This window comes from Microbacterium sp. STN6, from assembly GCF_026410545.1.
GTDB lineage: Bacteria > Actinomycetota > Actinomycetes > Actinomycetales > Microbacteriaceae > Root112D2.
In genome coordinates, this window is sequence record NZ_JAPMIT010000004.1 from 178,349 (window position 1) to 204,285 (window position 25,937).

Annotated in this window: 22 protein-coding genes; all 22 read left to right on the plus strand. The window is 67.2% G+C overall.

Annotated elements, in window-relative coordinates:
* Positions 1-121 precede the first annotated feature (121 nt).
* Positions 122-574: a prepilin-type N-terminal cleavage/methylation domain-containing protein gene (locus OSC27_RS14475; RefSeq protein ID WP_323374109.1), complete on the plus strand. Its 453-nt coding sequence runs from the start codon at positions 122-124 to the stop codon at positions 572-574.
* An 82-nt stretch (positions 575-656) separates the two neighbouring features.
* A complete protein-coding gene (locus OSC27_RS12985) occupies positions 657-1,301 on the plus strand; it encodes a type IV pilus modification PilV family protein (protein ID WP_267181896.1) in 645 nt (214 codons plus the stop codon).
* On the plus strand, positions 1,294-1,926 hold the full coding sequence (locus OSC27_RS12990) for a type II secretion system protein (RefSeq protein WP_267181897.1): 633 nt from the start codon (positions 1,294-1,296) through the stop codon (positions 1,924-1,926). The genes OSC27_RS12985 and OSC27_RS12990 overlap by 8 nt, the downstream gene beginning before the upstream one ends.
* Positions 1,923-3,521 carry a ricin-type beta-trefoil lectin domain protein gene (locus tag OSC27_RS12995; RefSeq protein ID WP_267181898.1) on the plus strand — a complete coding sequence of 533 codons (1,599 nt, stop codon included), beginning with the start codon at positions 1,923-1,925 and terminating at the stop codon, positions 3,519-3,521. The genes OSC27_RS12990 and OSC27_RS12995 overlap by 4 nt, the downstream gene beginning before the upstream one ends.
* A complete protein-coding gene (locus OSC27_RS13000; RefSeq protein WP_267181899.1) occupies positions 3,518-4,357 on the plus strand; it encodes a prepilin peptidase in 840 nt (279 codons plus the stop codon). Before OSC27_RS12995 ends, OSC27_RS13000 begins: the two co-directional genes overlap by 4 nt.
* A 27-nt stretch (positions 4,358-4,384) precedes the next feature.
* The gene (gene pilM / locus OSC27_RS13005; RefSeq protein ID WP_267181900.1) at positions 4,385-5,434 is read left to right on the plus strand and encodes a type IV pilus assembly protein PilM; all 1,050 of its coding nucleotides are present in this window, start codon (positions 4,385-4,387) and stop codon (positions 5,432-5,434) included.
* Positions 5,431-6,096 (plus strand): hypothetical protein, encoded by a 666-nt coding sequence (locus OSC27_RS13010; protein ID WP_267181901.1) that lies wholly within the window; start codon positions 5,431-5,433, stop codon positions 6,094-6,096. Before pilM ends, OSC27_RS13010 begins: the two co-directional genes overlap by 4 nt.
* On the plus strand, positions 6,093-6,854 hold the full coding sequence (locus OSC27_RS13015; RefSeq protein WP_267181902.1) for a type 4a pilus biogenesis protein PilO: 762 nt from the start codon (positions 6,093-6,095) through the stop codon (positions 6,852-6,854). The genes OSC27_RS13010 and OSC27_RS13015 overlap by 4 nt, the downstream gene beginning before the upstream one ends.
* A 357-nt stretch (positions 6,855-7,211) precedes the next feature.
* Entirely contained in the window at positions 7,212-8,240 is a 1,029-nt protein-coding gene (locus OSC27_RS13020) for a hypothetical protein (RefSeq protein WP_267181903.1), read from the plus strand.
* Between the two features lie 31 nt (positions 8,241-8,271).
* Positions 8,272-8,760 (plus strand): DUF6121 family protein, encoded by a 489-nt coding sequence (locus OSC27_RS13025; RefSeq protein WP_267181904.1) that lies wholly within the window; start codon positions 8,272-8,274, stop codon positions 8,758-8,760.
* A 128-nt stretch (positions 8,761-8,888) separates the two neighbouring features.
* Positions 8,889-13,421: an FtsK/SpoIIIE domain-containing protein gene (locus OSC27_RS13030; protein ID WP_267181905.1), complete on the plus strand. Its 4,533-nt coding sequence runs from the start codon at positions 8,889-8,891 to the stop codon at positions 13,419-13,421.
* 69 nt (positions 13,422-13,490) lie between these two features.
* Positions 13,491-13,787 (plus strand): WXG100 family type VII secretion target, encoded by a 297-nt coding sequence (locus OSC27_RS13035; RefSeq protein WP_267181906.1) that lies wholly within the window; start codon positions 13,491-13,493, stop codon positions 13,785-13,787.
* 112 nt (positions 13,788-13,899) lie between these two features.
* Positions 13,900-14,229, plus strand: coding sequence for a hypothetical protein (locus OSC27_RS13040; protein ID WP_267181907.1), 330 nt, complete (start codon positions 13,900-13,902; stop codon positions 14,227-14,229).
* An 18-nt stretch (positions 14,230-14,247) separates the two neighbouring features.
* Positions 14,248-15,540: a putative T7SS-secreted protein gene (locus OSC27_RS13045; RefSeq protein WP_267181908.1), complete on the plus strand. Its 1,293-nt coding sequence runs from the start codon at positions 14,248-14,250 to the stop codon at positions 15,538-15,540.
* 64 nt (positions 15,541-15,604) lie between these two features.
* A complete protein-coding gene (locus tag OSC27_RS13050; protein WP_267181909.1) occupies positions 15,605-16,237 on the plus strand; it encodes a hypothetical protein in 633 nt (210 codons plus the stop codon).
* A complete protein-coding gene (locus OSC27_RS13055) occupies positions 16,234-16,911 on the plus strand; it encodes a hypothetical protein (RefSeq protein ID WP_267181910.1) in 678 nt (225 codons plus the stop codon). The genes OSC27_RS13050 and OSC27_RS13055 overlap by 4 nt, the downstream gene beginning before the upstream one ends.
* 29 nt (positions 16,912-16,940) lie before the next feature.
* A complete protein-coding gene (locus tag OSC27_RS13060) occupies positions 16,941-17,777 on the plus strand; it encodes a hypothetical protein (protein ID WP_267181911.1) in 837 nt (278 codons plus the stop codon).
* A 306-nt stretch (positions 17,778-18,083) separates the two neighbouring features.
* Entirely contained in the window at positions 18,084-18,458 is a 375-nt protein-coding gene (rpsL, locus tag OSC27_RS13065; protein WP_086991139.1) for a 30S ribosomal protein S12, read from the plus strand.
* On the plus strand, positions 18,458-18,928 hold the full coding sequence (rpsG, locus tag OSC27_RS13070) for a 30S ribosomal protein S7 (protein WP_267181912.1): 471 nt from the start codon (positions 18,458-18,460) through the stop codon (positions 18,926-18,928). The genes rpsL and rpsG overlap by 1 nt, the downstream gene beginning before the upstream one ends.
* Positions 18,929-19,057: 129 nt before the next feature.
* On the plus strand, positions 19,058-21,172 hold the full coding sequence (gene fusA, locus OSC27_RS13075) for an elongation factor G (protein ID WP_323374110.1): 2,115 nt from the start codon (positions 19,058-19,060) through the stop codon (positions 21,170-21,172).
* Between the two features lie 111 nt (positions 21,173-21,283).
* On the plus strand, positions 21,284-22,477 hold the full coding sequence (gene tuf / locus OSC27_RS13080) for an elongation factor Tu (protein ID WP_267181913.1): 1,194 nt from the start codon (positions 21,284-21,286) through the stop codon (positions 22,475-22,477).
* 389 nt (positions 22,478-22,866) lie between these two features.
* Positions 22,867-25,458 (plus strand): LPXTG cell wall anchor domain-containing protein, encoded by a 2,592-nt coding sequence (locus OSC27_RS13085; protein ID WP_267181914.1) that lies wholly within the window; start codon positions 22,867-22,869, stop codon positions 25,456-25,458.
* Positions 25,459-25,937: the final 479 nt, after the last annotated feature.

Genomic DNA, 25,937 nt, shown 5'->3' on the forward strand with positions numbered 1-25,937 from the left:
TCGGGCCCAAAACCCCCTATTGGTGGGATTCCGGCCCTGAAGCGCTCTCCCTACCATCAATTCAGACGGGTTGAATCACCCGGCGTCCCGACCAACGCATCCAAGGATTGGAACCCTCACCATGTACTTCAAGACCATGGCCAAGCTCAACGCTCGGCGCAACGGCCTCCTGGCCGAAGACGAGAAGGGGTTCACGCTCATCGAGCTCCTCGTCGTCATCATCATCATCGGCATTCTCGCCGCCATCGCGATCCCCGTCTTCCTCAACCAGCGCACGAGCGCGTGGAAGTCGTCGGTCGAGTCAGACCTGAAGAACGCGGCTGTTGCCGTGGAGACGTATGGAACGGGCAACAACGGAAGCTACACAGGCTTCACGGACAACGACACGGTACTTGACTCTCCCGGTGACACCTTGATCAAGGTGTCCGGAGGCAATCACATCAAGGTGCACGTCGTAGACGCCAACAGCTACACGATCACGGGCTGGAATGACAACATCTCAACCGGTGGTCAGCAGTATCTGAGCGGTAGCGGTGGAATCCAAAAGTGGAGCGACACGCAGGCGCACAGCTAGAAGTAAACCCTGTGCGAGGCGCCGCGACAGCGGCGCCTCGCACACAGGCATAACGCTCCGATACCCGAAAGGAGATGCTGCTGTGAAGCGAATCGTCCAGCGCCTCAGGGCGCGCGCGGCCGACGCATCCGGCATGTCTCTCATCGAGGTCATCGTCGCCATCAGCCTCATGTCCATCGTCGCCACGGCGGCGATCGGTCTCAGCATCTCGAGCATGAAATCGGCCGCGAAGCAGCAGCGTCAGGAACTTGCCGTAACGGTGGCCAATCAGGCCATGGAAGTCGTCAGCGCCCACGCCTCTTCCGTCAACGGGGCCACCGGGGTCAGCGCGCTTTACAACGGCCGGGCTAAAACGCCGGTGCAAACCAACTGGGCGGCGAACACCGGCGTCGCCGGTACAGGCGCCACCTATGCCGCATGGGATCCAACGGCCACGGCCAGTTCGACTCCCGAGATCCCGATCACAAAGGTCTACCCCCACAGCGGCACGAACTACACCGCCCACACGCTCATTGGCGTGTGTTACCAGCCCGCGAGCGGTGGCGACTGTACGCGAATCGCGGGACAGGCCATGGCACCGAGCGTCGCTCCGGCGGGGCGGACTGCGCTGATCCGGGTCATGGTGGTCGTGCGCTGGAGCGCCGGCTGTGGAGCGGGCGGTTGCTCGTACCAGACCAGCACCCTCATCGATTCCCACAGCGATCTCGAGTGGAACACGCATGAGTGACATCGATCGCGACAGGGGGTCCCGCGAGGCCGGCTACACGCTCATCGAACTCGTCGTGTCGATGGGCATCTTCTCCCTCTTCATCGCTCTGATTCTTGGAACCACCGTGACCATCGCCCAGAACGCCTCCCGCACGAGCCTCATCGCGCAATCATCCAACGCGACGCTGGCCGTGTTCGGGTCGCTCGACCGCCAGGCCCGCTACGCCGACTCCGTGAATCCCGCGGGCGTCGGGCCGAGCGGCGCCCGCTACATCGAATTCCGCACACCGGGAAACAGCTCGGCGAGCGGCGTGACGACGTGCACGCAGTGGCGCTTCATTCCGGGCACCGGCCATATCGAATCGCGGCAGTGGAACGACCTTCCCGGCTCCACAGCGAGCCCGTGGTCGACCAAGATGACCGGCGTCATCGACGACGGTGGCACCAACTACCCGTTCTCGCTCATCCCGGCCAGCCTCACCGGCTCGGCGATGCAGCAACTCAGCATCTCCATCCACGCCGGCAACGTGAAGCTCAACGCTGGTACCAATATGAGCACCACCTTCGTCGCCCGCAATAGTTCTACCCAGTCGCCAAGCAACACGGGCACCCTGGTATGCGACGCGTTAGGACACCGGCCATGACCAGACTCGCGCGCCACTGGCGTGACTCCCTTCTCAGCCGACTGGCGCCGAACGCCAGCGAGGCCGGCGCCGCGCTCCTCAGCGCCATCTTCTTCATCGTGCTCGTCGCGAGCCTCTCCGTTGTGCTGCTCGCCGCGATCCTCAGCCAAGCGGCTCCGGCGTTCACTGCGCAGAAGAACACCCGCACCGTGTACTCGGCGCAGGCCGGTCTGCAGGCCGCGCTCGGCCTCGTTCGCACGGCAGCGGCCGCAGCGGATGCGTCTGGGCAGGTCTATGGAGCTCCGAACAAGCTGCCCTGCTCCGTGAACGGGCGGGTGACAGCTGAAGACGCAGGTTCCTCCTACGGCGTCACCGTGCAGTACTTCACGAGCGACCCGACGAACATGAGCGCCACCTGGCGCACGGCCAACCAGCTCGCCTGCTCGTCGGCCCACGGCGTCTCCATCGTGCCGAAGTACGCGTATATCTTCGCGGAGGGCAAGGGATCCGCCGTACCGGGCCACGACGACGACCCCACGTACGGCGACCGCGCCCTCTCGGCGATCTACAAGTTCAAGGTCACCAACGTCAACATCGCCGGCGGCATGATCTACAACTCGAACCTTGCCTTCTGCCTTACGGCCGTCACGGCGACCGTCGGAGCTTTGGTCAACTTCACCAAGGCAGTCGACTGCCGAAGCTCGGCGCTTCAACTGTGGGTCTACGACACCGACTACGAGATAAAGCTCGCGAGCACCATGTCCGACACATCGCCCGGCCTGTGCATCACGGGCCCGGCTGTGAACAACCAGCCGTCCCAGAACGCGACGCTTCAGACCTGCCACGCCTCGACGGATTCCGCTCGCTGGAACCAGCTCTGGAGCTGGACCGGTTCCTACTCCTGGGTCGGTCAGCAGCAGAACATCGCGAGCGGCTTCAGCGGATACTGCCTTTCCAGCGGCGCGAGTGACGGCAGCGACCTGAGCGGCCGCTACCTGCAGGTGCGCAAAGAGGGGTGCTACGGCTCGTTCTCGCCGTCAGCCCAAGTGGGCGCGGGTGCGGCGGGCTACAACACGCATCAGATGGTCAACTACCAGGAGTTCGGCCGCTGCGCCGACGTCACCGGCGAGAACATTGACGCGTCGTACATGATCTCGTACCCGTGCAAGCAGGACCCCACAGGGACCGGCACGCAGCTGAAATGGAACCACAAGTGGTACTACACGGAACCGGACCCGGGAGAGACAAAAACGGGTGACCAGACCATCAGCGTCACCTTGGACAACGGCACGAAGTACTGCCTGACTCCCGTGAACGGAACAGCCAAGGCCTATGTGGTCTTCGACGCCTGCCATGGCTCCCACGGCAGTGGCAGCCAGAACCAACAGTGGGTTCGTGTCTACAACACGGGTGACTACGCGTCGAGCTACCTCTTCATCGACCACTATGGGCGCTGCCTACAAGCCGACTCGGCGGACCTGTTCTCGGGAACAGGCGGAGCGAAGTTCTCGAAGGTCGACGTCGCCGCCTGCAACGGATCGCTGGCCCAGAAATGGAACGCCCCGCCGACGTACACCGATTCCACCTTCGGCGGATACCGGGAGGTCAGCCCATGACCGCCCTCCTTCTCGTGCCCGGGTTCTTCGGCCTGCTCATCGGCTCGTTCCTCAACGTGGTCGTGTACCGCGTGCCGAACGGCGGCTCCATCGTGTCGCCACCGAGCGCATGCCCGGGCTGCGCATCCCGAATCGCCTGGTATGACAACATTCCGGTCGTCTCGTGGCTCGCGCTGCGGGGTCGCTGCCGCTCGTGCGGCAACCCCATCTCGGCCAGGTACCCCCTCGTCGAGCTCGGAACGGCCGTGCTCTTCGCGCTCGTCGCCGTCGTCTTCGGCCCGCCGCTCCTGACGGCAACGACACCGCAGGCCGCCATCGCCGCCGCGCTCGTGCTCGTCGCGTTCCTCTACCTGGTCGCAATCACGGTCGCGCTCGCCCTCATCGACCTCGACGCGCACGTGCTGCCGAACGCGATCGTGCTGCCGTCATACCTGGTGGCGGCCGCGCTGCTCGGCGTCGCAGGCGCGCTGGCGGGCGACGGGGGCGCGCTCATCCGTGCCGGCATCTCCATGGCCGCCCTCGTCGTGGCCTACCTCGTCATGGCGCTCGCCGTGCCCGGCGGCATGGGCCTCGGCGACGTCAAGCTCGCCGGAGTGCTCGGCATCTACCTCGGCTTCGTCGGCTGGGGTGCGCTCGCCGTGGGAGCGCTCGCGGCGTTCGTGCTTGGCGGCCTCTACGGCTGCGCGCTCATTCTCGCCCGTCGCGCCAAGCGCACGAGCGGCATTCCGTTCGGCCCCTGGATGCTGGTGGGCGCCTGGGTCGGCATCGTGTTCGGCAACAGCATCTCGGCGGGCTACCTCGCCCTTTTCGGTTTCTCGGGCGCGGGCCTGAGCTAGCAGTCAGAACGACAGAAGGAGAATCACATGGCTCAGAGCATCGTCGGTGTCGACATCGGCAGCTCCACCGTGCGCGCGGCGGAGGTGAGGCGTTCGGGCCGCGGCAGGCAGACTCTCGTGGGCTTCTTCGAGGTGCCGCTGCCCGAGGGGGCGGTGAGCCGCGGTGAGGTGCTCGAGCCGAACACCGTCGCCGCCGCGCTCAAGCAGTTGTGGGCGAAGGGTCGCTTCCGCTCGAAGAACGTCGTGCTCGGCATGGGTAACCAGCGGGTGCTCGCGCGTGACGTGAGCGTTCCCTCGATGCCCATCGAGCGCATCCGTGAATCGCTGCCGTTCCATGTGCAGGAACTGCTGCCGGTGCCGGTGGCCGACGCGCTTCTCGACTTCTACCCCATCTCGGAGACCCAGGGCGAGAACGGGCTCATGGCCAACGGGCTGCTCATCGCCGCTGTGAAGGACGCGGTGCTCGGCAACATCAAGGCCGTGCAGCTCGCCGGCCTCACGCCGGTCGACGTCGACCTGATTCCGTTCGCCATCACGCGCGCGCTGCTGCAGCGAGACGAGATCGAGGGCACAACCGCGGTCATCGAGATCGGCGCGAACACCACGAGCGTCGTCATCGCCCAGAAGGGCGTTCCTCAGTTCGTGCGCATCATTCCGGCGGGCGGCGACGACCTCACGGCGGCGCTGCGCGACCGGCTCGAGATCGAGCACGCAGAGGCGGAGAAGCTGAAGCGGATGCGCGGGCTGAACACCACCGTCACAAGCGACCTCGACCGCCGTCACGCCGAGATCATCTTCCAGGTCACCAGCGAACTGCTCAACAGCCTGCGCAACACGATCAACTACTTCATGAACACTCGGCCGCAGAACCCGGTGGCGCAGATCGTGCTGACCGGCGGCGGCGCGAAGCTCGAGGGTCTCCCCGACGCGCTCGGCGAGCTCACCCGCATCCCGGTGCTCATGGCCGACCCGTTCACCAGCATCGGCCTGGGGCGCAGCCTCCGTGCCGACGAGCTTCGCGCCAGCCAATCCGCCCTCACCGTCTCGCTCGGTCTCGCCCTGGGGAGTGCAGCATGAGCAACGCCCGCACCAACGACAGGCTCATTCTCGGTGCCGAGCCGCGCGTACACCTTCTGCCGCCCGAAGTGCTCGCGCAACGTCACGCGCGCGGCGTGCGGCGCGCGCTGGGCCTCGGCGTGGTCGGCGTGCTGGTCATCATCGTGGCCGCCACCGGTGCCGCCACCCTCGTGGCGAACGAGGCGCAGTCGCAGCTCGAGGCCGAGCGCGATACCACGGTTCAGCTGCTCTCCCAGCAGTCGAAGCTCTCAGACGTGCGCACCGTGCAGCAGCAGGTCAGCCTCGTGCAGGCCGCCCAGCAGGTCGGCGCCTCGACCGAGATCGACTGGAAGGCCTACCTCGAAAAGGTGCAGGCGACCCTGCCGGCGAACGTGACGATCACGAGCGTCACGGTGGATTCGGCCTCGCCTCTCGCCCAGTACAGCCAGCCGACCGCCCCCCTGCAGGGCGCCCGCGTTGCGACGCTCAGTTTCGCCGCGACCAGCCCGACGCTGCCGCAGGTGCCCGCCTGGCTCACGGGGCTCTCGAGCCTCACGGGATTCGCTGACGCCACCCCCGGGTCGGTCGCACTCGACCCGGCAACCGGCACCTACACGGTCGACATCACGATGCACATCAACGATGCCGCGTTCGATAAGCGCTTCGTCACGAAGGAGAAATGACGATGAATTCCAACAGGTTGTGGGTCATCGGGGCGAGTCTCGCGATGGTCGTCATCGCCGTGCTCGGATGGTTCGTCGGCGTGCAGCCGCAACTCGATGCCGTGTCGTCCGCATCCGCTCAACGTGCCGACGTCGAGGCGACGAACGCCAAGAACCGCGCGGCTCTCGCGAAACTCAAGTCGGATTCGGCCTCGCTCGACGACATGAAGGCGCAGCTCGCGGCGCTCGGCCAGTCCGTGCCGACCGACGCGCAGATGCCTGCCCTCGTCAACGAACTCGACGCCCTCGCGGCGCAGGCGGGTGTCACCATCTCCGGACTCACCGTCTCTGACGCGCAGCCGTACAAGTCGGTTGCGCCGCCGGCATCGAGCACGTCAGGCACGACGAGCGCGGATGCCACGGCGACACCCGCGCCGACCGACGCTCCCGTGCCCGCCGCCGCCGAGACCCCGGCCGCCGGAATGCCGCCCGTGACGAACGCCCTCATCACGGCAGACAATTTCGCGGCGATCCCGATCCAGGTGACGGTGACGGGACAGTACGCGAACGTGCTGAACTTCGTGAAGGGGGTGCAGACGGGCAAGCGGCTGTTCCTTGTGACGACGTTCTCGACCACCGAGGCGAAGGCGTCGGGGGCAACGGAGCTGCCGCCGGGCTCCGTCGACGCGAACCTGGCCGGGCTCACGTACGTGCTGACGTCGACCACCGCGCCGGTACCCGCCTCCACCGCCACGCAGTCGAACGCCGCCGCCGGCTGAGCCGCCCCGGGGTTGACAGCCGACGCGGGTTGAGGAAGCCGGCTCTGCTGGCTGTCTCGAAACCCCTCCTCCTCCTCATCCTCCTCCCCCGACTCCTCCTCCCCCTCCTCCGCCTCCTCCTCCTCCCCCTCCTCGAGCGTGGCCGTTCGCGACGAGATCGGGTGCTCGACCACCCACGTTCGTCGCGAACACCCACTCTCGGCGCGTCGCCCATCACGCGGAGGCACGTCGCCGGTCACGCGGAGGCACGTCGCCGGTCACGCGGAGGCAAGCCGTCCGCGCTCCCGGGCGCGAGCCGCCCCCGTTGCTACAGTGTCACCAGAGACGCCCGTGCGGGCTTCGATGAGGAGTGGCACCATGAGCAACGACACGCCCCGGTCCCCTGAGAACGAGCCGGCTGCCAGCACCGGCGAGGCGCCCGTGTTCGACGAGGTCGCCGAGTCGGCCGAGCAGAACGGTACGACCCCACCCGCGCCGCCCGCCCCGGAAGACACCTACACCGGTGAGGTCGACGTTCCGGCCGAGCCGCGATCGGCGAGTGGCCACGTGAACACGGGCCAGGGTGCGGCCGTCGACGACGAGACTGGCGGCGGCGCGGCTGCGCAGAGCGAGCCCGAGCGCGTGGAGGCGGCCGGGGAGACCGGCAACGAGCATCCGGTCACCGATGTGTACGCCGAGCCGGCGACTCCCGCCTGGGCTCCGGAGCCGAGCGCGCAGGCGGCGGCGGAACTCGATACGCCGGCCGAGCCGGCTACTCGATCAGCGGAGACCGGGGCGGTACCGGCTGCTCCGCCGGCGGACACCGTCGCCGCCCCTGCCGGCCCGATCTACGTCTCCACGCCCACGCCGCCGCGCAACAAGGGCAACCGCGCCGCCGGTATCCTCATCTCGATCCTCGCGGGCATTGTGTTCGCCATCGTCGACGCCCTGGTGGTGCTCGGGATCTTCGCCATCACCAACCAGAGCGACATTCTCGACCGGCTCGTGCACTACATGGGCACGCCCGCGTACTGGGCCACGGCCATCATCTTCACGCTCGCCCTGTTCCTGCTCGCCGCCATCGCGAACCGCGGCGGCTGGTGGTGGTACGTCATCGGCGGGTTCTTCGTCGGCGTCATCGTCTACTTCGCGTTCGTCGCGGCCACGCTGCTCACTAACGCGTGGGAGATCTCGCCCGGCCAGGTCGAATCGTTCGTCTCGCGCCTGTGGGCGAATCCGCTCACGTTCGCTGCCGCGATCGTCGCCCGCGAGGTGACGGTGTGGTTCGGCGCCTGGATCGCCGCCCGCGGCCGCCGGGTGCGCGCCCGCAACATCGAGGCGCGCGAGGCGTACGACCGCGAGCTGTCGAACGCGCCGCAACTGCACCCTGCCGCACCGCAGCAGTAGCGCGGGCAGCGAAAGAACGGCGCTGCGCGACGTGAAGGAATTCCAGCGCTACGCTCTCGGCGTCGCGATCTTCGCCGCCGTTCTCTACGTGGCCCTCGTCATCGCCGCGTTCGGCTTCATCAGCCTCGCGGCGAACGTCGACGTCATCGGCGAGCGTGACGCCGGCGTCGTGGTCGGCCCGGTCATGGTCGCGACGAGCGCCGTCGTCGTGCTCGTCTCACTCATCTCCATCGGCGTGCGCATCCCGCCCGAGCGTCAGCGCATCTCCATCGGCGGCTCCGTGGGCGTGGGCATCGCGGCCCTCATCGGCTACGTCGGCATCGGCAGCGCGGTCTACGCGGCGGGCCGAGGCGACCCGATCGCCTTCGTGCTCTTCGCCGCACGCAACCTCATCTCGCCGTTCGCCCTCGGAGCCGCCGCACTCGCCGCCATCGTCGCGTTCCTCTATATGCTCGTGCTCGCGACGCATGTGGGCGACAACGGCGGCCCGCGCTGGCCGTGGGAACGCCGGGGCGAATGAGGCCGGCCCTCACCATTCGCCGGCCGCGTCGCACTTTCCACAGCGGGTCTGCCCGCGGCATCCGTCGCCCATCGGCTCGATAGGGTGTCTGTCGGGGCGGAATCCGCCTGGCCGACGAAGGGGGATCAATGCGCCTCAAGCTCACGCTGAGACGGCCCGCGGGTGAACCAGACGACATTGTCGTTACGACGGATGCCGCGGCGAGCATCGCCGACGTCGCCACCGCCATCCGCAGGCTCGACCCCAGAGCCGCCGCAGCGCCCGCCGCCGTCGACGACCGCGGACTCACGCTTGCCGCGACCCTGCCAGGCCAGGCCGAGGCGCTCATCCTGCCTCCGGATGCGCCGGTTGGCGAGGCGTGGATCGGCAGCGGCGCCACCGTCGCCCTTGCTGACGCCGGGGTCTACTACTCGCCGAGTTCCACGGGCAGGGCGCCCGCTCTCGCCAGCCTGCGGGTGATCAGCGGGCCGGATGCTGGCGCCGAGTTCCCGTTGACGGCGGGCACGACGGTGCTCGGCCGCGAGTCCACCTGCGACATCGTGCTGAACGACCGGCTGGTCTCCAAGCGGCACGTGCGCTTCGAGGTCGGTGAGCAGGTCGAGGTCGTCGATCTGGGCTCGGCCAACGGCGTTGTCGTCGACGGCGGCATCGTCACGCGTCTGCGCATCGCCAAGAGTGAGACGCTGCTCATCGGCGACTCTGAAGTGCTGGTCACCGTCGCGGGCAGCGTGGCGCCGTCTGGCGTGGTGCCGAAGGCCGGTCCTATCTTCTTCAACCGTTCGCCGAAGGTCGAGCAGCGCTACGCGGGCAAGCAGTACGTGGCGCCCGAGGTGCCCGCCGAGAAAGACGAGCCGCCCTTCCCGCTGCTCGCGATGATCACACCGTTCCTGCTGGGCGGGGCCATGTTCTTCTTCACCGGCAACGCCACCACGCTGCTGTTCTGCCTGCTCTCGCCCGTCATGATGATCGGCAACTTCGTCACCACGAAGCAGCGGGAGAAGCGTCGCCTGAAGAAGGCGATCGCCGTCTTCGAGAAGCGGCTGACGGTGCTCACGGGCCAGCTCGAGCAGGAGCACGTGCGCGAGTACGAGCTGCGGCTCGGCGAATCGCCATCCACTCGCGACGCGTATGACGCGGCGATGCGGCGCGGCCCGCTGCTGTGGACCAGGAGGCCCGAGCACTGGTCGTTCCTCAACGTGCGCCTGGGCATCGGCTCCATGACGTCGCGCAACGTCGTGCAGTCGAACTCGCGGGGCGACATGCTGCCCGAGTTCCACGAGCGGCTCGAGGCTGTCATCGAGGCGCACAAGCGCGTCGAGGGCGTGCCGCTCATTGACAACCTCTACGATTCGGGGGCGCTTGGCATCGCGGGTACGCCTGAGCAGGCCATCGGCTCGCTCAACTCGATCCTCGTGCAGCTCACGGCCCTGCATTCGCCGGCCGAGCTGGTGGTCGCCTCACTCGTCACGCCGCGCTGGTCGCGCGAGCTCGAGTGGCTCAAGTGGATCCCGCACACCTCTTCCCCGCACAGCCCCGTCGACGGCAGCCACCTCGCCGACAGCGCCACGAGCGGCGCCAGCGTGCTCTCGGCCATCGAGGGTGTGGTCGAGGCGCGCCTGGCGGCCGAGCGCGCACGCACGCAGCGCAGGGGAGCGATGGTGCAGGATGACGCCGCGCTCGAGCGCGGCGCCGACGTGGGCCGCGCCCGCACGGGCGAGGGCACGCCGTCCCCCATCCCCGCGATCGTGGTGCTCATCTCCGACGACGTCGCCGTCGATCGTGCCCGGCTCGTGCAACTCTCGGAGACCGCGGCGGATGCCGGGGTGTACCCCATCTGGATCGCGTCGGATGTGCCCGCCCTGCCCGCCGTGTGCCGAACCTACCTGGCGCTCGGCGACGAGCCTGGCCGCGCAACCGTGGGCTTCGTGCGTCTCGGCGAGACGATCGAAAACGTGGTCACCGAGCAGGTCGATTCGACGATGGCCCTCGACTTCGCCCGGCGCATGGCGCCCGTCATCGACGCCGGCGCCCTCGTCGCCGACTCGAGCGACCTGCCACGCTCGGTCTCGCTTGTCACGCTGCTGGGCCACGACATGATCGAGACGAGCGACGCCGTCATCGACCGCTGGCGGCAGAACGCCTCCATCCACGACCGCTCCGGCGGTCCGCTGACTCCGCGCCGGGCTGGCAAGCTGCGCGCCATCATCGGCTCGGCCGGCGTCGACGCCATGCACCTCGATCTGCGCACCCAGGGCCCGCACGCCCTTGTCGGCGGCACGACCGGCGCGGGCAAGAGCGAGTTCCTGCAGGCCTGGGTGCTCGGCATGGCCGCCGAGTACAGCTCCGACCGCGTCACGTTCCTCTTCGTCGACTACAAGGGAGGCTCGGCCTTCGCCGACTGCGTCAACCTGCCGCACTGCGTCGGCCTCGTCACCGACCTCAGCCCGCACCTTGTGCGGCGGGCCCTCACCAGCCTGCGCGCCGAGCTGCACCACCGCGAGCACCTGCTGAATCGCAAGAAGGCCAAGGATCTGCTCGAGCTCGAGAAGCGCGGCGATCCCGACAGCCCGCCCGCGCTTGTGCTCGTCATCGACGAGTTCGCGGCGCTCGCGGGCGAGGTTCCCGAGTTCGTCGACGGCGTGGTCGACATCGCCCAGCGCGGGCGTTCGCTGGGCATCCACCTGATCATGGCCACGCAGCGGCCCGCGGGCGTCATCAAGGACAACCTGCGCGCCAACACCAACATGCGCATTGCGCTGCGCATGGCCGATGAGTCCGACAGTCAGGATGTCGTCGGCATCAAGGATGCCGCCCACTTCGACCCGGGAATCCCGGGCCGCGGGGTGGCGAAGACCGGGCCGGGCCGGCTCGTGCAGTTCCAGTCGGGCTACGCGGGCGGCTGGACCACCAGGGAGCCCGAGCGCCCCGACATCGAGGTGGCCGAGCTGCGCTTCGGCGGCGAGAACCGCTGGGAGGAGCAGGGCCGCACCGACGTCGACGAGCACCGCGACCTGGGCCCCACCGACCAGCAGCGCCTCGTCGCGAACATCATCGCCGCACAGAGCGCGGCCGAGATCCCGCCGCCACGCAGGCCGTGGCTCGACGAGCTCGCCGCCACCTACGATCTGGGGCTGCTGCGCCAGCGCACCGACTCCGAACTGCTGCTCGGCGTCTCCGACATCGCCGAGCGGCAGCAGCAGGTTCCGGTCTACTTCCGGCCAGATGTCGACGGCAACATCTCCATCTTCGGCACCGGCGGCTCGGGCAAGTCGGCCGTGCTGCGCACGCTCGCGGCGTCGGCCGCCATCACCCCGCGCGGCGGACCCGTGCAGGTGTACGGCCTCGACTTCGGTTCCGGCAGCCTGCGGATGCTGGAGCAGCTGCCCCACGTCGGCTCCGTCATCGGCGGCGACGATGCCGAGCGCGTCATCCGCCTCTTCCGCATGCTTCAGGGCGTGCTCAACGATCGCAAGCCGCGCTACGCCGAGGCGAACGCGTCGTCGATCAGCGAGTACCGCCGGCTCACGAACCGCCCCGGCGAGCCGCGCATCCTTCTGCTCATTGACGGCTTCGCGAACTTCCGCAACGACTTCGAGATCCCGGCCGGCCGCTCCATCTGGTACGACGTCTTCAAGGACATCCTCGCCGACGGCAGGCAGCTGGGAATGCACGTCGCGCTCACAGCCGATCGCGCGGGCGCGGTGCCGGCATCCATCTCGTCGAGCATTCAGCGCAAGGTCGTGCTGCGTCTCGCCGACGACGGCTACGGCATGCTCGATGTACCCAGCGACGTCCTGGGCGCCAAGTCCCCTCCCGGCCGCGCCATCGTCGACGGTTTCGAGACGCAGATCGCCATCCTGGGCGGGTCGTCATCGGTCTCCGACCAGTCGGCCGCCATGGGCAGGCTCGCGGATGCGATGCGTCGCGCCGGCGTACCCGACGCGCCGGCCATCGGCTCCCTGCCGAAGGAGTACGGGCTGGCGACGCTGCCCGAGCGCGTGGGGGAGGAGCCCGTGCTCGGCATCAGCGACATCGACCTCGGCCCGTACGGCTTCGATCCGACGGGCACCATGCTCCTCGCGGGCCCGCCCGCGAGCGGTCGAAGCACCGCACTGGCGGCCATCGCGGCATCCGTTCATCGATTCGACCCCGCCATACGCCTCTACTACCTCGGCAACGCGCGCTCGCCGCAGTCGCGCTCGCCGCTGTGGACCGAAGCGGCAACGACCGTCGAGACCGTCGCGGCGCTGGCCAAAGACCTGGCCGCGGCGATCGCCGACCCCGACACCGATGGCCACATCGCAGTATTCATCGAGTCGATCGGCGACTTCCTGCAGACGCCAGCGGATTCGGCGATCGTCGAGCTCACGAAGGCCGCGCGGCGCAGCGACCACTTCATGTTGGCCGAGGCCGAGACGAGCGCCTGGGGGTCGTCGTGGCCGCTGCTCGGCGAGGTCAAGAACGGCCGCCGCGGCATCCTGCTGCAGCCCGAAGCGGTCGAGGGCGACATCCTGCTGAAGACGGCGCTGCCGCGCATGAACCGCTCGGAGTTCCCGCCCGGTCGCGGCGTCTACATTGCCAAGGGCCGCTTCGCGAAGGTGCAGCTGCCGCAGCCCGATGGGGAGTACTCCCCATTCCATCCCACCCCATCGTCCCGTTAGTTTGTATGTAGCCGGTCGGCCCCAGGGGGCTTCCGGGACCACCGAAGAGATATTGAGGAGTTGTTGTTCATGGCCAACATGAATGTGACCTACGGCGAGATGACGGATGCTGCCAACCGTCTCATCACGGGCAAGGACGACATCACGTCCAAGCTTCACGAACTGCAGAACCTGGTCAACGGCCTGGTTCAGGGCGGCTTCGTCACCGACGCGGCATCCGGGGCGTTCCACACCTCGTACGAGCAGTTCACCAAGGGCACCACCGAGGCCGTGAACGGCCTCGACGGAATGTCGCAGTTCCTGACGAAGGCGGCAGACGCACTGCAGAACGTCGACAGCGAGCTTGCGAAGGGCATCGGCGGCTGAATCGGCGCATCGTCGACGAGGGTGCGGCCCGGCTCCTGGCGGGCCGGCCCGCACCCTCGCCCATGAAACGAGAAAGCGGCCATCCGCAGCGTAAAAGACGAGGGGAGACGCCATGCCCGACCTGAAGCTCGATCTCGAGTTGCTCGCGCAGCTCGTGAGTGATCTGGAATCCGTCTCGGCCGAGTTCACGAACGCCGACGACTTCAGCGACACCGTCGCAGACGCAACCGGTCACGACGACCTGCGCGGTCATGTGCGGGACTTCGCCCACAAGTGGAACGACAAGCGCAAAGACATGACGGACGACGTGAAGGCGCTGCACGAGCAGATCGCCGCAATCACCGATGGGTTCACGAAGGTCGATGAGGGGCTCGCGAAGGCGCTCCGCGAGGGCGCGGAAGATGCGCCCAAGCCACAGACGACCGCGGCGAAAGCCCGGTAGGGCGACGAAGGCGACACGATGAGCGACCACGAGTTCCAGCCCCTCAAGGGCGACCCCGACCTGCTCGAGACGAAAGCGAAGCACTACGCACAGATCGCGAGCGCGATCGCGCGGTCTGTGGTCACGCTGCGCAAAGTGCACGATGTCGACGACATGACGAGCGAGGCCGTCGACGCGGTTCGCGAGAAGGCGAAGGAGGTCGCGGACGACATTGACAAGGCGCGCGACCGATACGCCGTCACGGCCGACGCGCTGCAGGTCTACGCGACGAAACTGCGCACAGCGAAGGACGAGGCCGATACGGCCATTTCGCACATCAACGAGAAGCAGGAGGCCGCATCCGCCGCCCACTATGCCTCGTATCAGGCTGGGCAGAAGGTGCACTCGTCGCTCGCCGGCGACGACCCGGATGCCGCGAAGACGGCGATCGACAAAGCCGACACGGCCGACAGCACCGCGGCAGACGCCGACAAGGCGCTCGAGGCCGCACACGAGGAATGGCGCGCGGCCCGCGACGCCAAAAACGCCGCGGCGTCGACGGCGATCACCGCGATCGTCGAGGTCGTCGACGGAAAGAAGAACCACGGTCTGAAAGACGGATTCTGGGATGACTGGGGCGACGTCCTGACCGGCATCTACGATGTCTTCAAGACCATCTGCGACTGGGCCGGCGTGCTCGCCATCTTCCTCTCGTGGGTGCCGATTCTCGGTCAGGTGCTCATCGTGCTCGCCGCGGTCGGCGCCGTGCTCTCGGTCATCGAGGCCACCGTGAACCTCATCAACGGCGACGGCGGCTGGGGCGACCTGCTCATGGCCGTCGGCATGGGAGTCCTCACCTGCTTCGGCGGCAAGATCTTCGCGCTCATCGGAAAGAATGTGCGTGGCGTCGTCGCAATGAAGGCGTTCTCGAAGGCGGGCGGCGACCTCAAGGCAGGCAAGGCACTGCAGGGCGAGCTGGCCGTCGGCAAGCGCGCTGCGTCGCGTCTGGCGCAGAACAAGCTGACGTTCCGGCAGTTCTTCAAGGACCCGCTCGACCTCGCAGACACCGGCGCTGGCTTCCACTTCACCGGCGCGGGCGACGTGGTCAAGAAGTCTCTGCAGGAGTCGGTCAAGAAGTTCACGCCGCAGGGCTTCGCCGGTGACGACGCATGGGCGCTCGGCAGCACCGCGAAGAACTCCATCGGCCTCTTCACCACGGGTGAGAAGGCTTTGACGGTCGTGGCGGGCTACGGCAACGCCATGGTGAACACCGGAATCCTCGCCGGCGGTGCGCATGTGGTCGAGAGCCAGTTCGCGCCATCCGACAAGTGAGGCCCTCCGAAATACCGCTCCGGCTAGGGTGGTCTTCGATGAGCACGAGTTCGAAAGGTGCAGCGTGAGCGAGCAGCGACCCGCGCCATCCCGAGACGTCTCGTCTTTTCAGATCCGGCTGCCTGCACACTGGTACCCGGTGCCACTCGGCGACGGTGACGAGGCGCACACGTGGGCCACCGACCTGTCGAGTCGGCTCACGGCGGATACCGCGGCATCCGCAGCACTAAGAGAGCGGATGAGCGCGCTGCAGGCACGCCTGCAACGCGCCGGCGACATCACTGCGACCGCCGCGGTCTACGTGCCCTGGCCCCAGCTCGGCGAGATCAGCTGCGCCCTCGCCTTCGAGCTGACCGCGCTCGAGGTCTTCGAGTCGCCGGAGGGCATGCAGCAGAGCCTGAACGACGAGGCGGCAGAGTGGCAGCCGGGAATGGTGTTCCGCGCCAATCGCACGTGGCTGCGGCCGGTCGACGCCGGGCAACTCGTTGGCTCCGAGAGCCTCATCTCGCATCGCGAGCCGGGTGCGCCCGACGAGCATGTCGAGCAGCGCACCGTCTTCGGGGTATTCCCGCCGAGCGCGGCGCAGCTCGTGCAGTTCGTGTTCTCGACGCAGAATCTCAACGCCTTCGACGACATGGCCGAGGCGACCGAGCAGCTTGTGGCCTCGCTCGAGGTCACGCTGGAAGGCGCGGCATGAGCGCGGCGGCCACCGAGCACGAACTCTCGCTCATCCTGCCGGGCACGTGGGCGTGGATCCCGCTCGCCGACGACCAGGAGATGCGTAAGCGCATCGTCGCCCTCGTGAAGGCGCAGGTCGGAAGGGCGGATCGGCTGGCCACCAGGCGGCGCCAGGCGGTCGACGAGCTGACGCAGACGGCCGCACGGGCGAAGGCGGTCGGCGCGGCATCCTTCGCCCTGTCGCTTGAGCTGGTGCCCGGGGTGCCGTTCCCGGCGTCGCTCCTCACGACCTCGCGCGAGTGGCCGGTCCCGCAGGCCGATGCCGCCCCGCAGGCCGATGCCGCCCCGCAGGACGAGGCCGCACGAGGTGCGACTGTCGACCACGACGAGGCCGCCGCCGCCGTGGTACGCGCGCGCCTGGCCCGTTCCTTCCCTGCCGCGACCATCCTCGAGCAGCGCACCGGCAGCGTCGCCCGCACGGCCGAGTTCTTCCAGCAACGTATCGGAGCCGAGCAGGCGCCGACGCTTCGCTGCGAGTACTGGCTGCCCGTGCCGGACGGCTCTCGGCTGCTCGGCATCACGATCAGCGCGCCCACCGTGCCCGAGCCCGATCTCTTCACCCAGCTGTTCGACTCCATCGTCGACTCGGTCACGTTCTCGAACGAGCCGATACCCACCCAGATCGAGGAATGATGTCACACGCATACCAGGCGCCGGCCGCAGTGAGTGAATCGGCACAGGCATCCTCGCACCGTGCCGGCGTCGTCCTCGACGCGATCGGCGGCGCCCTCGTCGCCATAGCGGTCGCGATGATCACAGCCCAGGCCATCGGCGTCACCTGGGCGTCACGAGCGGATGCCGCGGCGAGCGACCCGTCGCTTGCCTCCTGGGTCTCGGCCGCCGCCGACAACACGCTGGCCACACCGGGCATCATTCTGCTGCTGGCGATGTGCGCGCTGATCCCGGGGGAGCTGTTGCGCCGCGGCGGCATCGGGGCGGGGCGGGGAGAGCCGCGCGGCACCCTGCTGCCTCAGGGTTCGCTCGTCGCCGTCTTCCGGCCCATCGGCCTCGGCGTGCACGCCGCGTGGATGATCGCCCTCGTCGTCGTCTCGCTCACCGTCACGTTCCTCGCCGCCTTCTCTGCGTCGTCGGGCACGTGGCCCGCATCCGTCGAGCACGAGGGCGCGTACACGGTGCTCGGCTCCCTGCTCGCATACGGACTCCTTCTGGTCGGGGTCGCCGGGGCCACCCTAGGCTCGTTCGTCAAGAAGTCGGTGTACGCGAGCGTCGTGCGCCGCCGCGGCGAGGCGGCCCTCTCCGGCGCGCCGGGGCAGGCGTTCTGGGCGTGGTTCACCCTGCGCTGGCGATTCGACCTGTGGCTGTGCGGCGTCGGGCTCCTCGTGCTCGCGGCATCCTCGCTGCCGCTCTCGTCGGGCGATGCAGGCGTCGCCGTTGCCGCGATCGTGGCTGGCGCGGCGCTGCTCGCGATCGGGCTTTGGGCTGCCTGCAACTACTGGCGGGCAGGTGCGCCGCTCGGCGTGGGCGAGTCATTCGCCTGACGCGCGGGGCGGCAATGCCCGCCGGTCGGCGGCATTTGACCGCGCCCTCGAAGGAAGTTAGAATTTTTCGAGTGTGCGCTTTGTCGTGCGCTCGAGTCGTGCCTGAAATCACGAACGAGTGCGCGTATACGCACTGATCCATGTAGGGCTGTTCATTCCGCCCCCACGGCATATCTGCCAGCGAACTCATGAATTCCTTTCCTGTGTACGCCGGTGGGTTCAGTTTGAGCTCGTGCGCCTCGGCTCTCGAGCACAAAGCAACACAGCAACACCTGTCACCGTGCAGTACATATAAGGAGCAATTCAGTGCCAACAATTCAGCAGTTGGTTCGGAAGGGCCGTAGCCCCAAGGTCACGAAGACCAAGGCGCCCGCCCTGAAGGCCAACCCGCAGCAGCGCGGAGTGTGCACCCGCGTCTACACGACCACGCCCAAGAAGCCGAACTCGGCTCTGCGCAAGGTCGCCCGTGTCAAGCTCTCCAACGGCACCGAGGTCACCGCCTACATTCCCGGCGAGGGCCACAACCTGCAGGAGCACTCGATGGTGCTCGTGCGCGGCGGGCGTGTGAAGGATCTCCCCGGCGTGCGTTACAAGATCGTCCGTGGTGCCCTCGACACCCAGGCCGTGAAGAACCGTCAGCAGGCCCGCAGCCGCTACGGCGCCAAGAAGGAGAAGAAGTAATGCCTCGCAAGGGTCCCGCTCCCAAGCGCCCCGTGGTCGCCGACCCGGTATACGGTGCTCCCATCGTCAGCCAGCTCGTCAACAAGATCCTTCAGGACGGCAAGAAGGGCCTCGCCGAGCGCATCGTCTACGATGCACTCGCCGGAGTCGCCGCCAAGAACGGTCAGGATGCCGTGGCCACCCTCAAGAAGGCGCTCGACAACGTGCGCCCCACGCTCGAGGTCCGCTCGCGCCGTGTCGGTGGTTCGACCTACCAGGTGCCCGTCGAGGTCAAGCCGCACCGCGCCAACACGCTTGCGCTGCGCTGGCTGACCAGCTACGCCAAGGGGCGTCGCGAGAAGACCATGACCGAGCGTCTCACCAACGAGATCCTCGACGCGTCGAACGGTCTGGGCGCCGCGGTCAAGCGCCGCGAAGACACGCACAAGATGGCCGAGTCGAACAAGGCATTCGCGCACTACCGCTGGTAGATCAACTCTTGTCCGCTGGTTGAGGAGGTCGCGAAGCGACCGTCTCGAAACCCGTGCTGGGCTTCGAGACGCGCTTCGCGCTCCTCAACCGGCAAAGAACTCACATACAACCCCTTTCGGAGGAACCCCGTGGCACAAGACGTGCTCACAGACCTGAAAAAGGTCCGCAATATCGGCATCATGGCGCATATCGATGCTGGTAAGACGACGACGACCGAGCGCATCCTTTTCTACACGGGCGTCAACCACAAGATTGGCGAGACGCACGACGGCGCCTCGACCACAGACTGGATGGAGCAGGAGAAGGAGCGCGGCATCACCATCACGTCTGCCGCCGTGACCTGCTTCTGGAACAACAACCAGATCAACATCATCGACACCCCGGGCCACGTCGACTTCACCGTCGAGGTAGAGCGCTCGCTCCGCGTGCTCGACGGCGCGGTCGCCGTGTTCGACGGCAAGGAGGGCGTCGAGCCCCAGTCCGAGACCGTGTGGCGACAGGCCGACAAGTACAACGTGCCGCGCATCTGCTTCATCAACAAGATGGACAAGTTGGGCGCTGACTTCTACTTCACGGTCGACACCATCATCAAGCGCCTCGGTGCCAAGCCGCTCGTTCTGCAGCTGCCGATCGGTTCCGAGAGCGACTTCGTCGGTGTCGTCGACCTGCTCACTATGCGCGCCCTGGTCTGGCCGGGCGACGCCAAGGGTGACGTGACGATGGGCGCCAAGTACGAGATCCAGGAGATCCCGGCTGAGCTCAAGGAGAAGGCCGAGGAGTATCGCAACGCGCTGCTCGAGACCGTTGCGGAGACGAGTGACGAGCTGCTGGAGAAGTTCTTCAGCGGTGAGGAGCTCACGCTCGATGAGATCAAGGGCGCGATCCGCAAGCTCACGGTCAACAACGAGATCTACCCGGTTCTGTGTGGCTCCGCCTTCAAGAACCGCGGCGTGCAGCCCATGCTCGATGCCGTCGTCGACTTCCTTCCGTCGCCGGCCGACGTGCCGTCGATCCAGGGCCACGACGTGCGCGACCCCGAGGTTGTGCTTGAGCGTCACGCCGACCGCAACGAGCCGTTCTCGGCGCTCGCGTTCAAGGTCGCGGTGCACCCGTTCTTCGGCCGCCTCACCTACGTTCGCGTGTACTCGGGCCACATCGACTCCGGCGCCCAGGTCATCAACTCGACCAAGGGCAAGAAGGAGCGCATCGGCAAGATCTTCCAGATGCACGCCAACAAGGAGATCCCCGTCGACTCGGTCACGGCCGGGCACATCTACGCCGTCATCGGTCTGAAGGACACCACGACCGGCGACACGCTGTGCGACCCGAACCAGCAGATCGTGCTCGAGTCCATGACGTTCCCCGAGCCTGTGCTGAAGGTCGCCATCGAGCCGAAGACGAAGGCCGACCAGGAGAAGCTCGGCACGGCTATCCAGAAGCTGGCCGAGGAGGACCCGACGTTCCGCGTCGAGCTCGACCAGGAGACCGGCCAGACCGTCATCGGCGGCATGGGCGAGCTCCACCTCGACATCCTCGTGGACCGCATGAAGCGCGAGTTCCACGTTGAGGCGAACGTCGGCAAGCCGCAGGTCGCCTACCGCGAGACGCTCAAGCGCACGGTCGAGAAGCACGACTACACCCACAAGAAGCAGACCGGTGGTTCCGGTCAGTTCGCAAAGGTGCAGATCGCGCTGACGCCGATGGAGGTCACGGCTGAGAAGTCGTACGAATTCGAGAACAAGGTCACCGGTGGTCGCGTCCCGCGCGAGTACATTCCGTCGGTGGATGCGGGCATCCAGGATGCCATGCAGGTCGGTGTTCTCGCCGGGTACCCGACGGTGGGCGTGAAGGCGTCCCTGCTTGACGGCGCCTACCACGAGGTCGACTCTTCGGAGATGGCCTTCAAGATCGCCGGCTCGATGGCCTATAAAGAGGCTGCTCGCAAGGCGAACCCGGTTCTGCTCGAGCCGTTGATGGCCGTCGAGGTGCGCACCCCTGAGGAATACATGGGTGACGTCATCGGCGACCTGAACTCGCGCCGCGGCCAGATCCAGTCCATGGAGGACGCCAGCGGGGTCAAGGTGATCCGCGCGCACGTCCCGCTGTCGGAGATGTTCGGCTACATCGGCGACCTGAGGTCCAAGACCTCCGGGCGCGCGGTGTACTCGATGTCATTCGAGAGCTACGCGGAGGTCCCGAAGGCTGTCGCCGACGAGATCGTCCAGAAGAACAAGGGCGAATAACGCCCGAAAATACGCGTCCCGCCCGGGTCGCGTAACATAGGAAAACACTCCATCCGTATGCATCCGGCACATCTTCGGATGCCTGCAACCGAGTCCTGAGGAGGACCCACAGTGGCCAAGGCCAAGTTCGAGCGGACCAAGCCGCACGTAAACATCGGAACGATCGGTCACGTCGACCACGGCAAGACCACGCTCACCGCCGCGATCTCGAAGGTGCTTGCTGACAAGTACCCGTCGGCCGTCAACGTGCAGCGCGACTTCGCCTCGATCGACTCCGCACCCGAGGAGCGCCAGCGCGGCATCACGATCAACATCTCGCACGTCGAGTACGAGACGCCGAAGCGCCACTACGCGCACGTCGACGCCCCGGGTCACGCCGACTACATCAAGAACATGATCACCGGTGCCGCACAGATGGACGGCGCGATCCTCGTGGTCGCCGCCACCGACGGCCCGATGGCGCAGACGCGCGAGCACGTGCTGCTCGCCAAGCAGGTCGGCGTTCCCTACCTGCTGGTCGCGCTGAACAAGTCCGACATGGTCGACGACGAGGAGATCCTGGAGCTCGTCGAGCTCGAGGTCCGTGAGCTGCTCTCCAGCCAGGACTTCGACGGTGACAACGCTCCCGTGGTGCGCGTCTCGGGCCTGAAGGCTCTCGAGGGCGACGAGAAGTGGGTCAACAGCATCGTTGAGCTCATGGAAGCCGTCGACGAGTCGATCCCCGACCCTGTGCGCGACAAGGACAAGCCGTTCCTCATGCCCATCGAGGACGTCTTCACGATCACCGGTCGTGGAACCGTCGTCACGGGCCGCGCCGAGCGTGGAACCCTCGCCATCAACTCCGAGGTCGAGATCGTCGGCATCCGCCCGACGCAGAAGACCACGGTCACCGGTATCGAGATGTTCCACAAGCAGCTCGACGAGGCGTGGGCGGGCGAGAACTGTGGTCTCCTGCTCCGTGGCACGAAGCGTGAAGACGTGGAGCGCGGCCAGGTGGTCGTGAAGCCGGGTTCGGTTACGCCGCACACGAACTTCGAGGGCACCGCGTACATCCTGTCCAAGGATGAGGGTGGGCGTCACAACCCGTTCTACGCGAACTACCGTCCGCAGTTCTACTTCCGCACCACCGACGTCACCGGCGTCATCACGCTGCCCGAGGGCACCGAGATGGTCATGCCCGGCGACACCACCGACATGACGGTCGAGCTCATCCAGCCGATCGCCATGGAGGAGGGCCTCGGCTTCGCCATCCGCGAGGGTGGCCGCACCGTCGGCGCCGGAACGGTGACCAAGGTCATCAAGTAGTACCTCGCGTGGCAGCGCCACGCACCGCGATGTGCAGAGCCTCATCGTGAACGGAAGGGCCGGGTTCATCCCGGCCCTTCTGCTGTTAACGCCGCCCCGCCGGTCGAGGAGCGCGTCGCGCGCCGCCCCCGCCGGCCGAGTAGCGCGAAGCGCGGCGCCCCCGCCGGTCGAGTAGCGCGTCGCGCGGCGCCCCCGCCGGTCGAGTAGCGCGAAGCGCGTATCGAGACCTCCCGACACGCCGAGGCCCCGCCAGTCAGCCGATGCGCCCCTTCACATAGAATGAGAAAAACTCAATAAGTAGAGACTTTTGCACAGGGTTGTGGCAAACTGAGGAAGCCTCATTACCCGAAGAGGCATGACGTCGCGCCTGAAAAGGAGTTCCGACCAACATGCGAAGTCTCAAGAAAACACTATTCGCTGCGTTCCGCGCAGCACGGCACGACCGCTCCGGCCCCTTCAACAGGCTCACCCGGTACACCGCACGCGTCCTCGCCCCTACACTCATCGTCGGCGTCGCCCTCACGGGCTTCGCACCCGCACCGGCATCCGCTGACCCTGCCGCCCCTGAGCAGTCCACTACCTCAAGTGCGCCCGCAACGACGCCGCCGGGCGACGCCCAGCCCACGTCGACGCCCGCTCCGTCCGCCTCGCAGCCCCCTGCGCCGGGCACAGACACCTCAGGTGCGGATGCGGCGAGCACACCCCCTCATGTGGACTCGGCCCTCACGTCCACCCGTCAGGCGCTCACGAGCACCGCACCGCCCAGCCCCGGCACCTCCGGCCAGGGTGGCTACCAGGGCGGCACCATGTCCTCCACGATCACGATCGTCAAGAACGTCGTTGACGAGTCGGGTGCGACGCTGTCGTCCGAGCTCGCCGGCTGGCAGTTCACCCTCAATGCGACTGCACCGGCCGACAACCAGAGCCTGAACACGGATGCCTCGGGCACGGCCTCGTTCTCCGTGCCGGTCACCAACGGCGCCACGAGCACCGTGACGATCGCGGAGACCGCGCGCTCCGGCTACGCCGTGAAACCCCTGAAGACTGGTGAGAACGCGCAGTGTCGCGGCAATTCGTTCCAGCCCACCGTGACGAACGTCGGTCTCAACGGCTTCTCCCTCGCTGTTGGCGGCGGGCAGAACATCACCTGCACCATCACCAACGTGAAGAGCACGCCCGCCTCCTGGACCGTCTCCAAGTCGAGCAACCCGCCAGCGGGATCAACCGTCGTTCCCGGTGACACGATCACGTACACGCTGACGCTCACCCACACAGGCGGCTCGACGCCGGCGTCACTCGTGCTCACCGACGACCTCTCGAAGGCATTCACCTCAGCGGCCATGGACGGCGTTCCGCTCGCATCGAACGGCACGTACGCCTTCAGTGGCAACAACCTGCTGTGGACCGTCACCGACTTCTCCACGACCCAGACGCTCGTGTACACGATGCGTGTGAACAAGGGCGCATACGGTGTCGATATCAGGAACGCCCTGATCGTTCCGCCGGGCGGAACCTGCGTCGGCGTCTGCGTCACCGACCACCTCACCCCGAAGTGGAACCTGTCGAAGACATCGAACCCCGTGACCGGCAGCCTCGTGCAGCCGGGAGAGACGGTGACGTACACGCTGCACGCTGACAACAGCTCCGCCGGTACGGTCACGGGCGCCATAGCGACCGACGACCTCAGCAATGTGCTCGCACACGCCGCGCTCGTCTCGCCGCTTCCCGCAGGCCTCGCCTTCGACACGGCGACCAACCACCTCACGTGGTCCATCGGAAACCTGGCATCGGGCGACTCGGCCGACATCAGCTACTCGGTCGTCATCGATAAGGATGCCGCCGGCGTCGGCCTCCGCAACGTCGTCACCCCGAGCCTCGGCGGCTTCTGCCCCAGCTACTCGACGGGCCTGCCCGACAACTCCACGAACCCGCGCTGCGATACGGTGCATCGCGTTCCGCTGGTCAACCTGAGCATCGTCAAGACGCACGACCCCGTGCTGGGCGACGCGGTCGATTCTGGTGAAGGCAGCACGCTCCTCTACCGTCTGACCATCGAGAACAATGGTGCGGATGCCGCGACCGGCGTGACCGTGAGCGACCCGCTGCCTGCCGGACTCGGCCTCGATGGCGCCATCACCGCTCCGACGGGGTGGAGTGCGCAGGTCGTCGCCGGCGTCATGACGGCCACGTACGCGGGCAACTTCGCCGCGGGCGCCACGGCCGAGATCAGCTACACGGTGAAGGTCGGCACCCTCTCGCGTTCCGGTGGCGACGTGCCTTTCCCGGACATCGAGAACACCGCGTGCGTCAAGAGCAGCAACGCCGATTCCGACCTGCGTGACAACTGCTCGACCGACCGAACCAAGGTGAAGTCGGTGGCCGTCACGGCAGACGCGATCTGCCTGGCCGACGCCCCGGTCGTGCGGTACTCGCTCACGCCGTACAACATGGCCACGCTGCCGACCGTCGCGATCATCTGGTGGACAACCGACGGTTACGCACACCGCGATCCGAGCATCGACGCGTCGAATAAGGCGGCGCTGCTGGCGAATGGGGCTGAGCAGGTGAACTACGTGCCGGTCCCTGCAGGCTGGACGAGTGGCGAGACCATCAGCGGCACCCAGCTGTGGCCGGGCGCGGCGGTGGACGCCAACGGCAACCCCACGGCATGGCCAGGCTGGCGCCAGCTGTCGACCGGCCAGTGGGTGCTCGACCCATCGACGCCGTTCTACAACCTGCGCAACAACGCCGTGGTCGAGGTGCGAATCAACCCAACGACCGGCGCCACCATCACCTATCCACCGCCCTCGCCCAACTGTGACCCCATGCCCCCGCGGTACCACACGGCCGGGCACGTGACCGCGCTCGCGGTGACGGGTTCAGACGACACTCCCGGCCTGGCCGTGGCAGGATTCCTGCTGCTCACCGGTGTGCTCATGAGCATCTGGGTGCGACGCCGTCGCCTTCGCGAGCGCTCATAGCGAGGGGCGGATGACCGCGGCAGAGCCGCGGCTTAAGACCAGGGCGGACGAGGTCGGACGATCGCTCTGAACAGAAGGGGCCGGGCACTGCGCCCGGCCCCTTCGCGCGCGACACGCCCGGGTTGCAGACGCCTCAAGATTGTGGCAAACTCGATGAGTTCAACATTTCGTGCCGAGCATGCCCTGCGTGCCGCGCTCGAATCACTGCCAGGCAGTGCATAGCCGCTCCCACAGAATCAATTCGTTCGCGAGTTCATTCTCACGAGGTTCAGGTTAGGCCGCGGGCAGCAGAGCACTTTGGATCCCCTGCAGCCATGGCAGCGGTGGGAGAAAAGCTTAATCGACAATCAGAGAAGACCTAGGTTTTCGCTGCCTTGTGCGCGGGCGACACGCCCGAGCGCGGGGGTCGGTCCGGCGGAGCCGCCGGAATCCTCGTGATCGTGATCGCGAAGAGTCCTGTGCTCCAACGGAATTGATAG

Excerpts from the sequence above, each read along its gene's own strand:
- OSC27_RS14475 (WP_323374109.1), top strand. The coding sequence starts at position 122 with ATGTACTTCAAGACCATGGCCAAGCTCAACGCTCGGCGCAACGGCCTC.
- OSC27_RS12990 (WP_267181897.1), top strand. The coding sequence starts at position 1,294 with ATGAGTGACATCGATCGCGACAGGGGGTCCCGCGAGGCCGGCTACACG.
- OSC27_RS12995 (WP_267181898.1), top strand. The coding sequence starts at position 1,923 with ATGACCAGACTCGCGCGCCACTGGCGTGACTCCCTTCTCAGCCGACTG.
- OSC27_RS13000 (WP_267181899.1), top strand. The coding sequence starts at position 3,518 with ATGACCGCCCTCCTTCTCGTGCCCGGGTTCTTCGGCCTGCTCATCGGC.
- pilM (WP_267181900.1), top strand. The coding sequence starts at position 4,385 with ATGGCTCAGAGCATCGTCGGTGTCGACATCGGCAGCTCCACCGTGCGC.
- OSC27_RS13010 (WP_267181901.1), top strand. The coding sequence starts at position 5,431 with ATGAGCAACGCCCGCACCAACGACAGGCTCATTCTCGGTGCCGAGCCG.
- OSC27_RS13015 (WP_267181902.1), top strand. The coding sequence starts at position 6,093 with ATGACGATGAATTCCAACAGGTTGTGGGTCATCGGGGCGAGTCTCGCG.
- OSC27_RS13020 (WP_267181903.1), top strand. The coding sequence starts at position 7,212 with ATGAGCAACGACACGCCCCGGTCCCCTGAGAACGAGCCGGCTGCCAGC.
- OSC27_RS13030 (WP_267181905.1), top strand. The coding sequence starts at position 8,889 with ATGCGCCTCAAGCTCACGCTGAGACGGCCCGCGGGTGAACCAGACGAC.
- OSC27_RS13035 (WP_267181906.1), top strand. The coding sequence starts at position 13,491 with ATGGCCAACATGAATGTGACCTACGGCGAGATGACGGATGCTGCCAAC.
- OSC27_RS13040 (WP_267181907.1), top strand. The coding sequence starts at position 13,900 with ATGCCCGACCTGAAGCTCGATCTCGAGTTGCTCGCGCAGCTCGTGAGT.
- OSC27_RS13045 (WP_267181908.1), top strand. The coding sequence starts at position 14,248 with ATGAGCGACCACGAGTTCCAGCCCCTCAAGGGCGACCCCGACCTGCTC.
- OSC27_RS13055 (WP_267181910.1), top strand. The coding sequence starts at position 16,234 with ATGAGCGCGGCGGCCACCGAGCACGAACTCTCGCTCATCCTGCCGGGC.
- rpsG (WP_267181912.1), top strand. The coding sequence starts at position 18,458 with ATGCCTCGCAAGGGTCCCGCTCCCAAGCGCCCCGTGGTCGCCGACCCG.
- OSC27_RS13085 (WP_267181914.1), top strand. The coding sequence starts at position 22,867 with ATGCGAAGTCTCAAGAAAACACTATTCGCTGCGTTCCGCGCAGCACGG.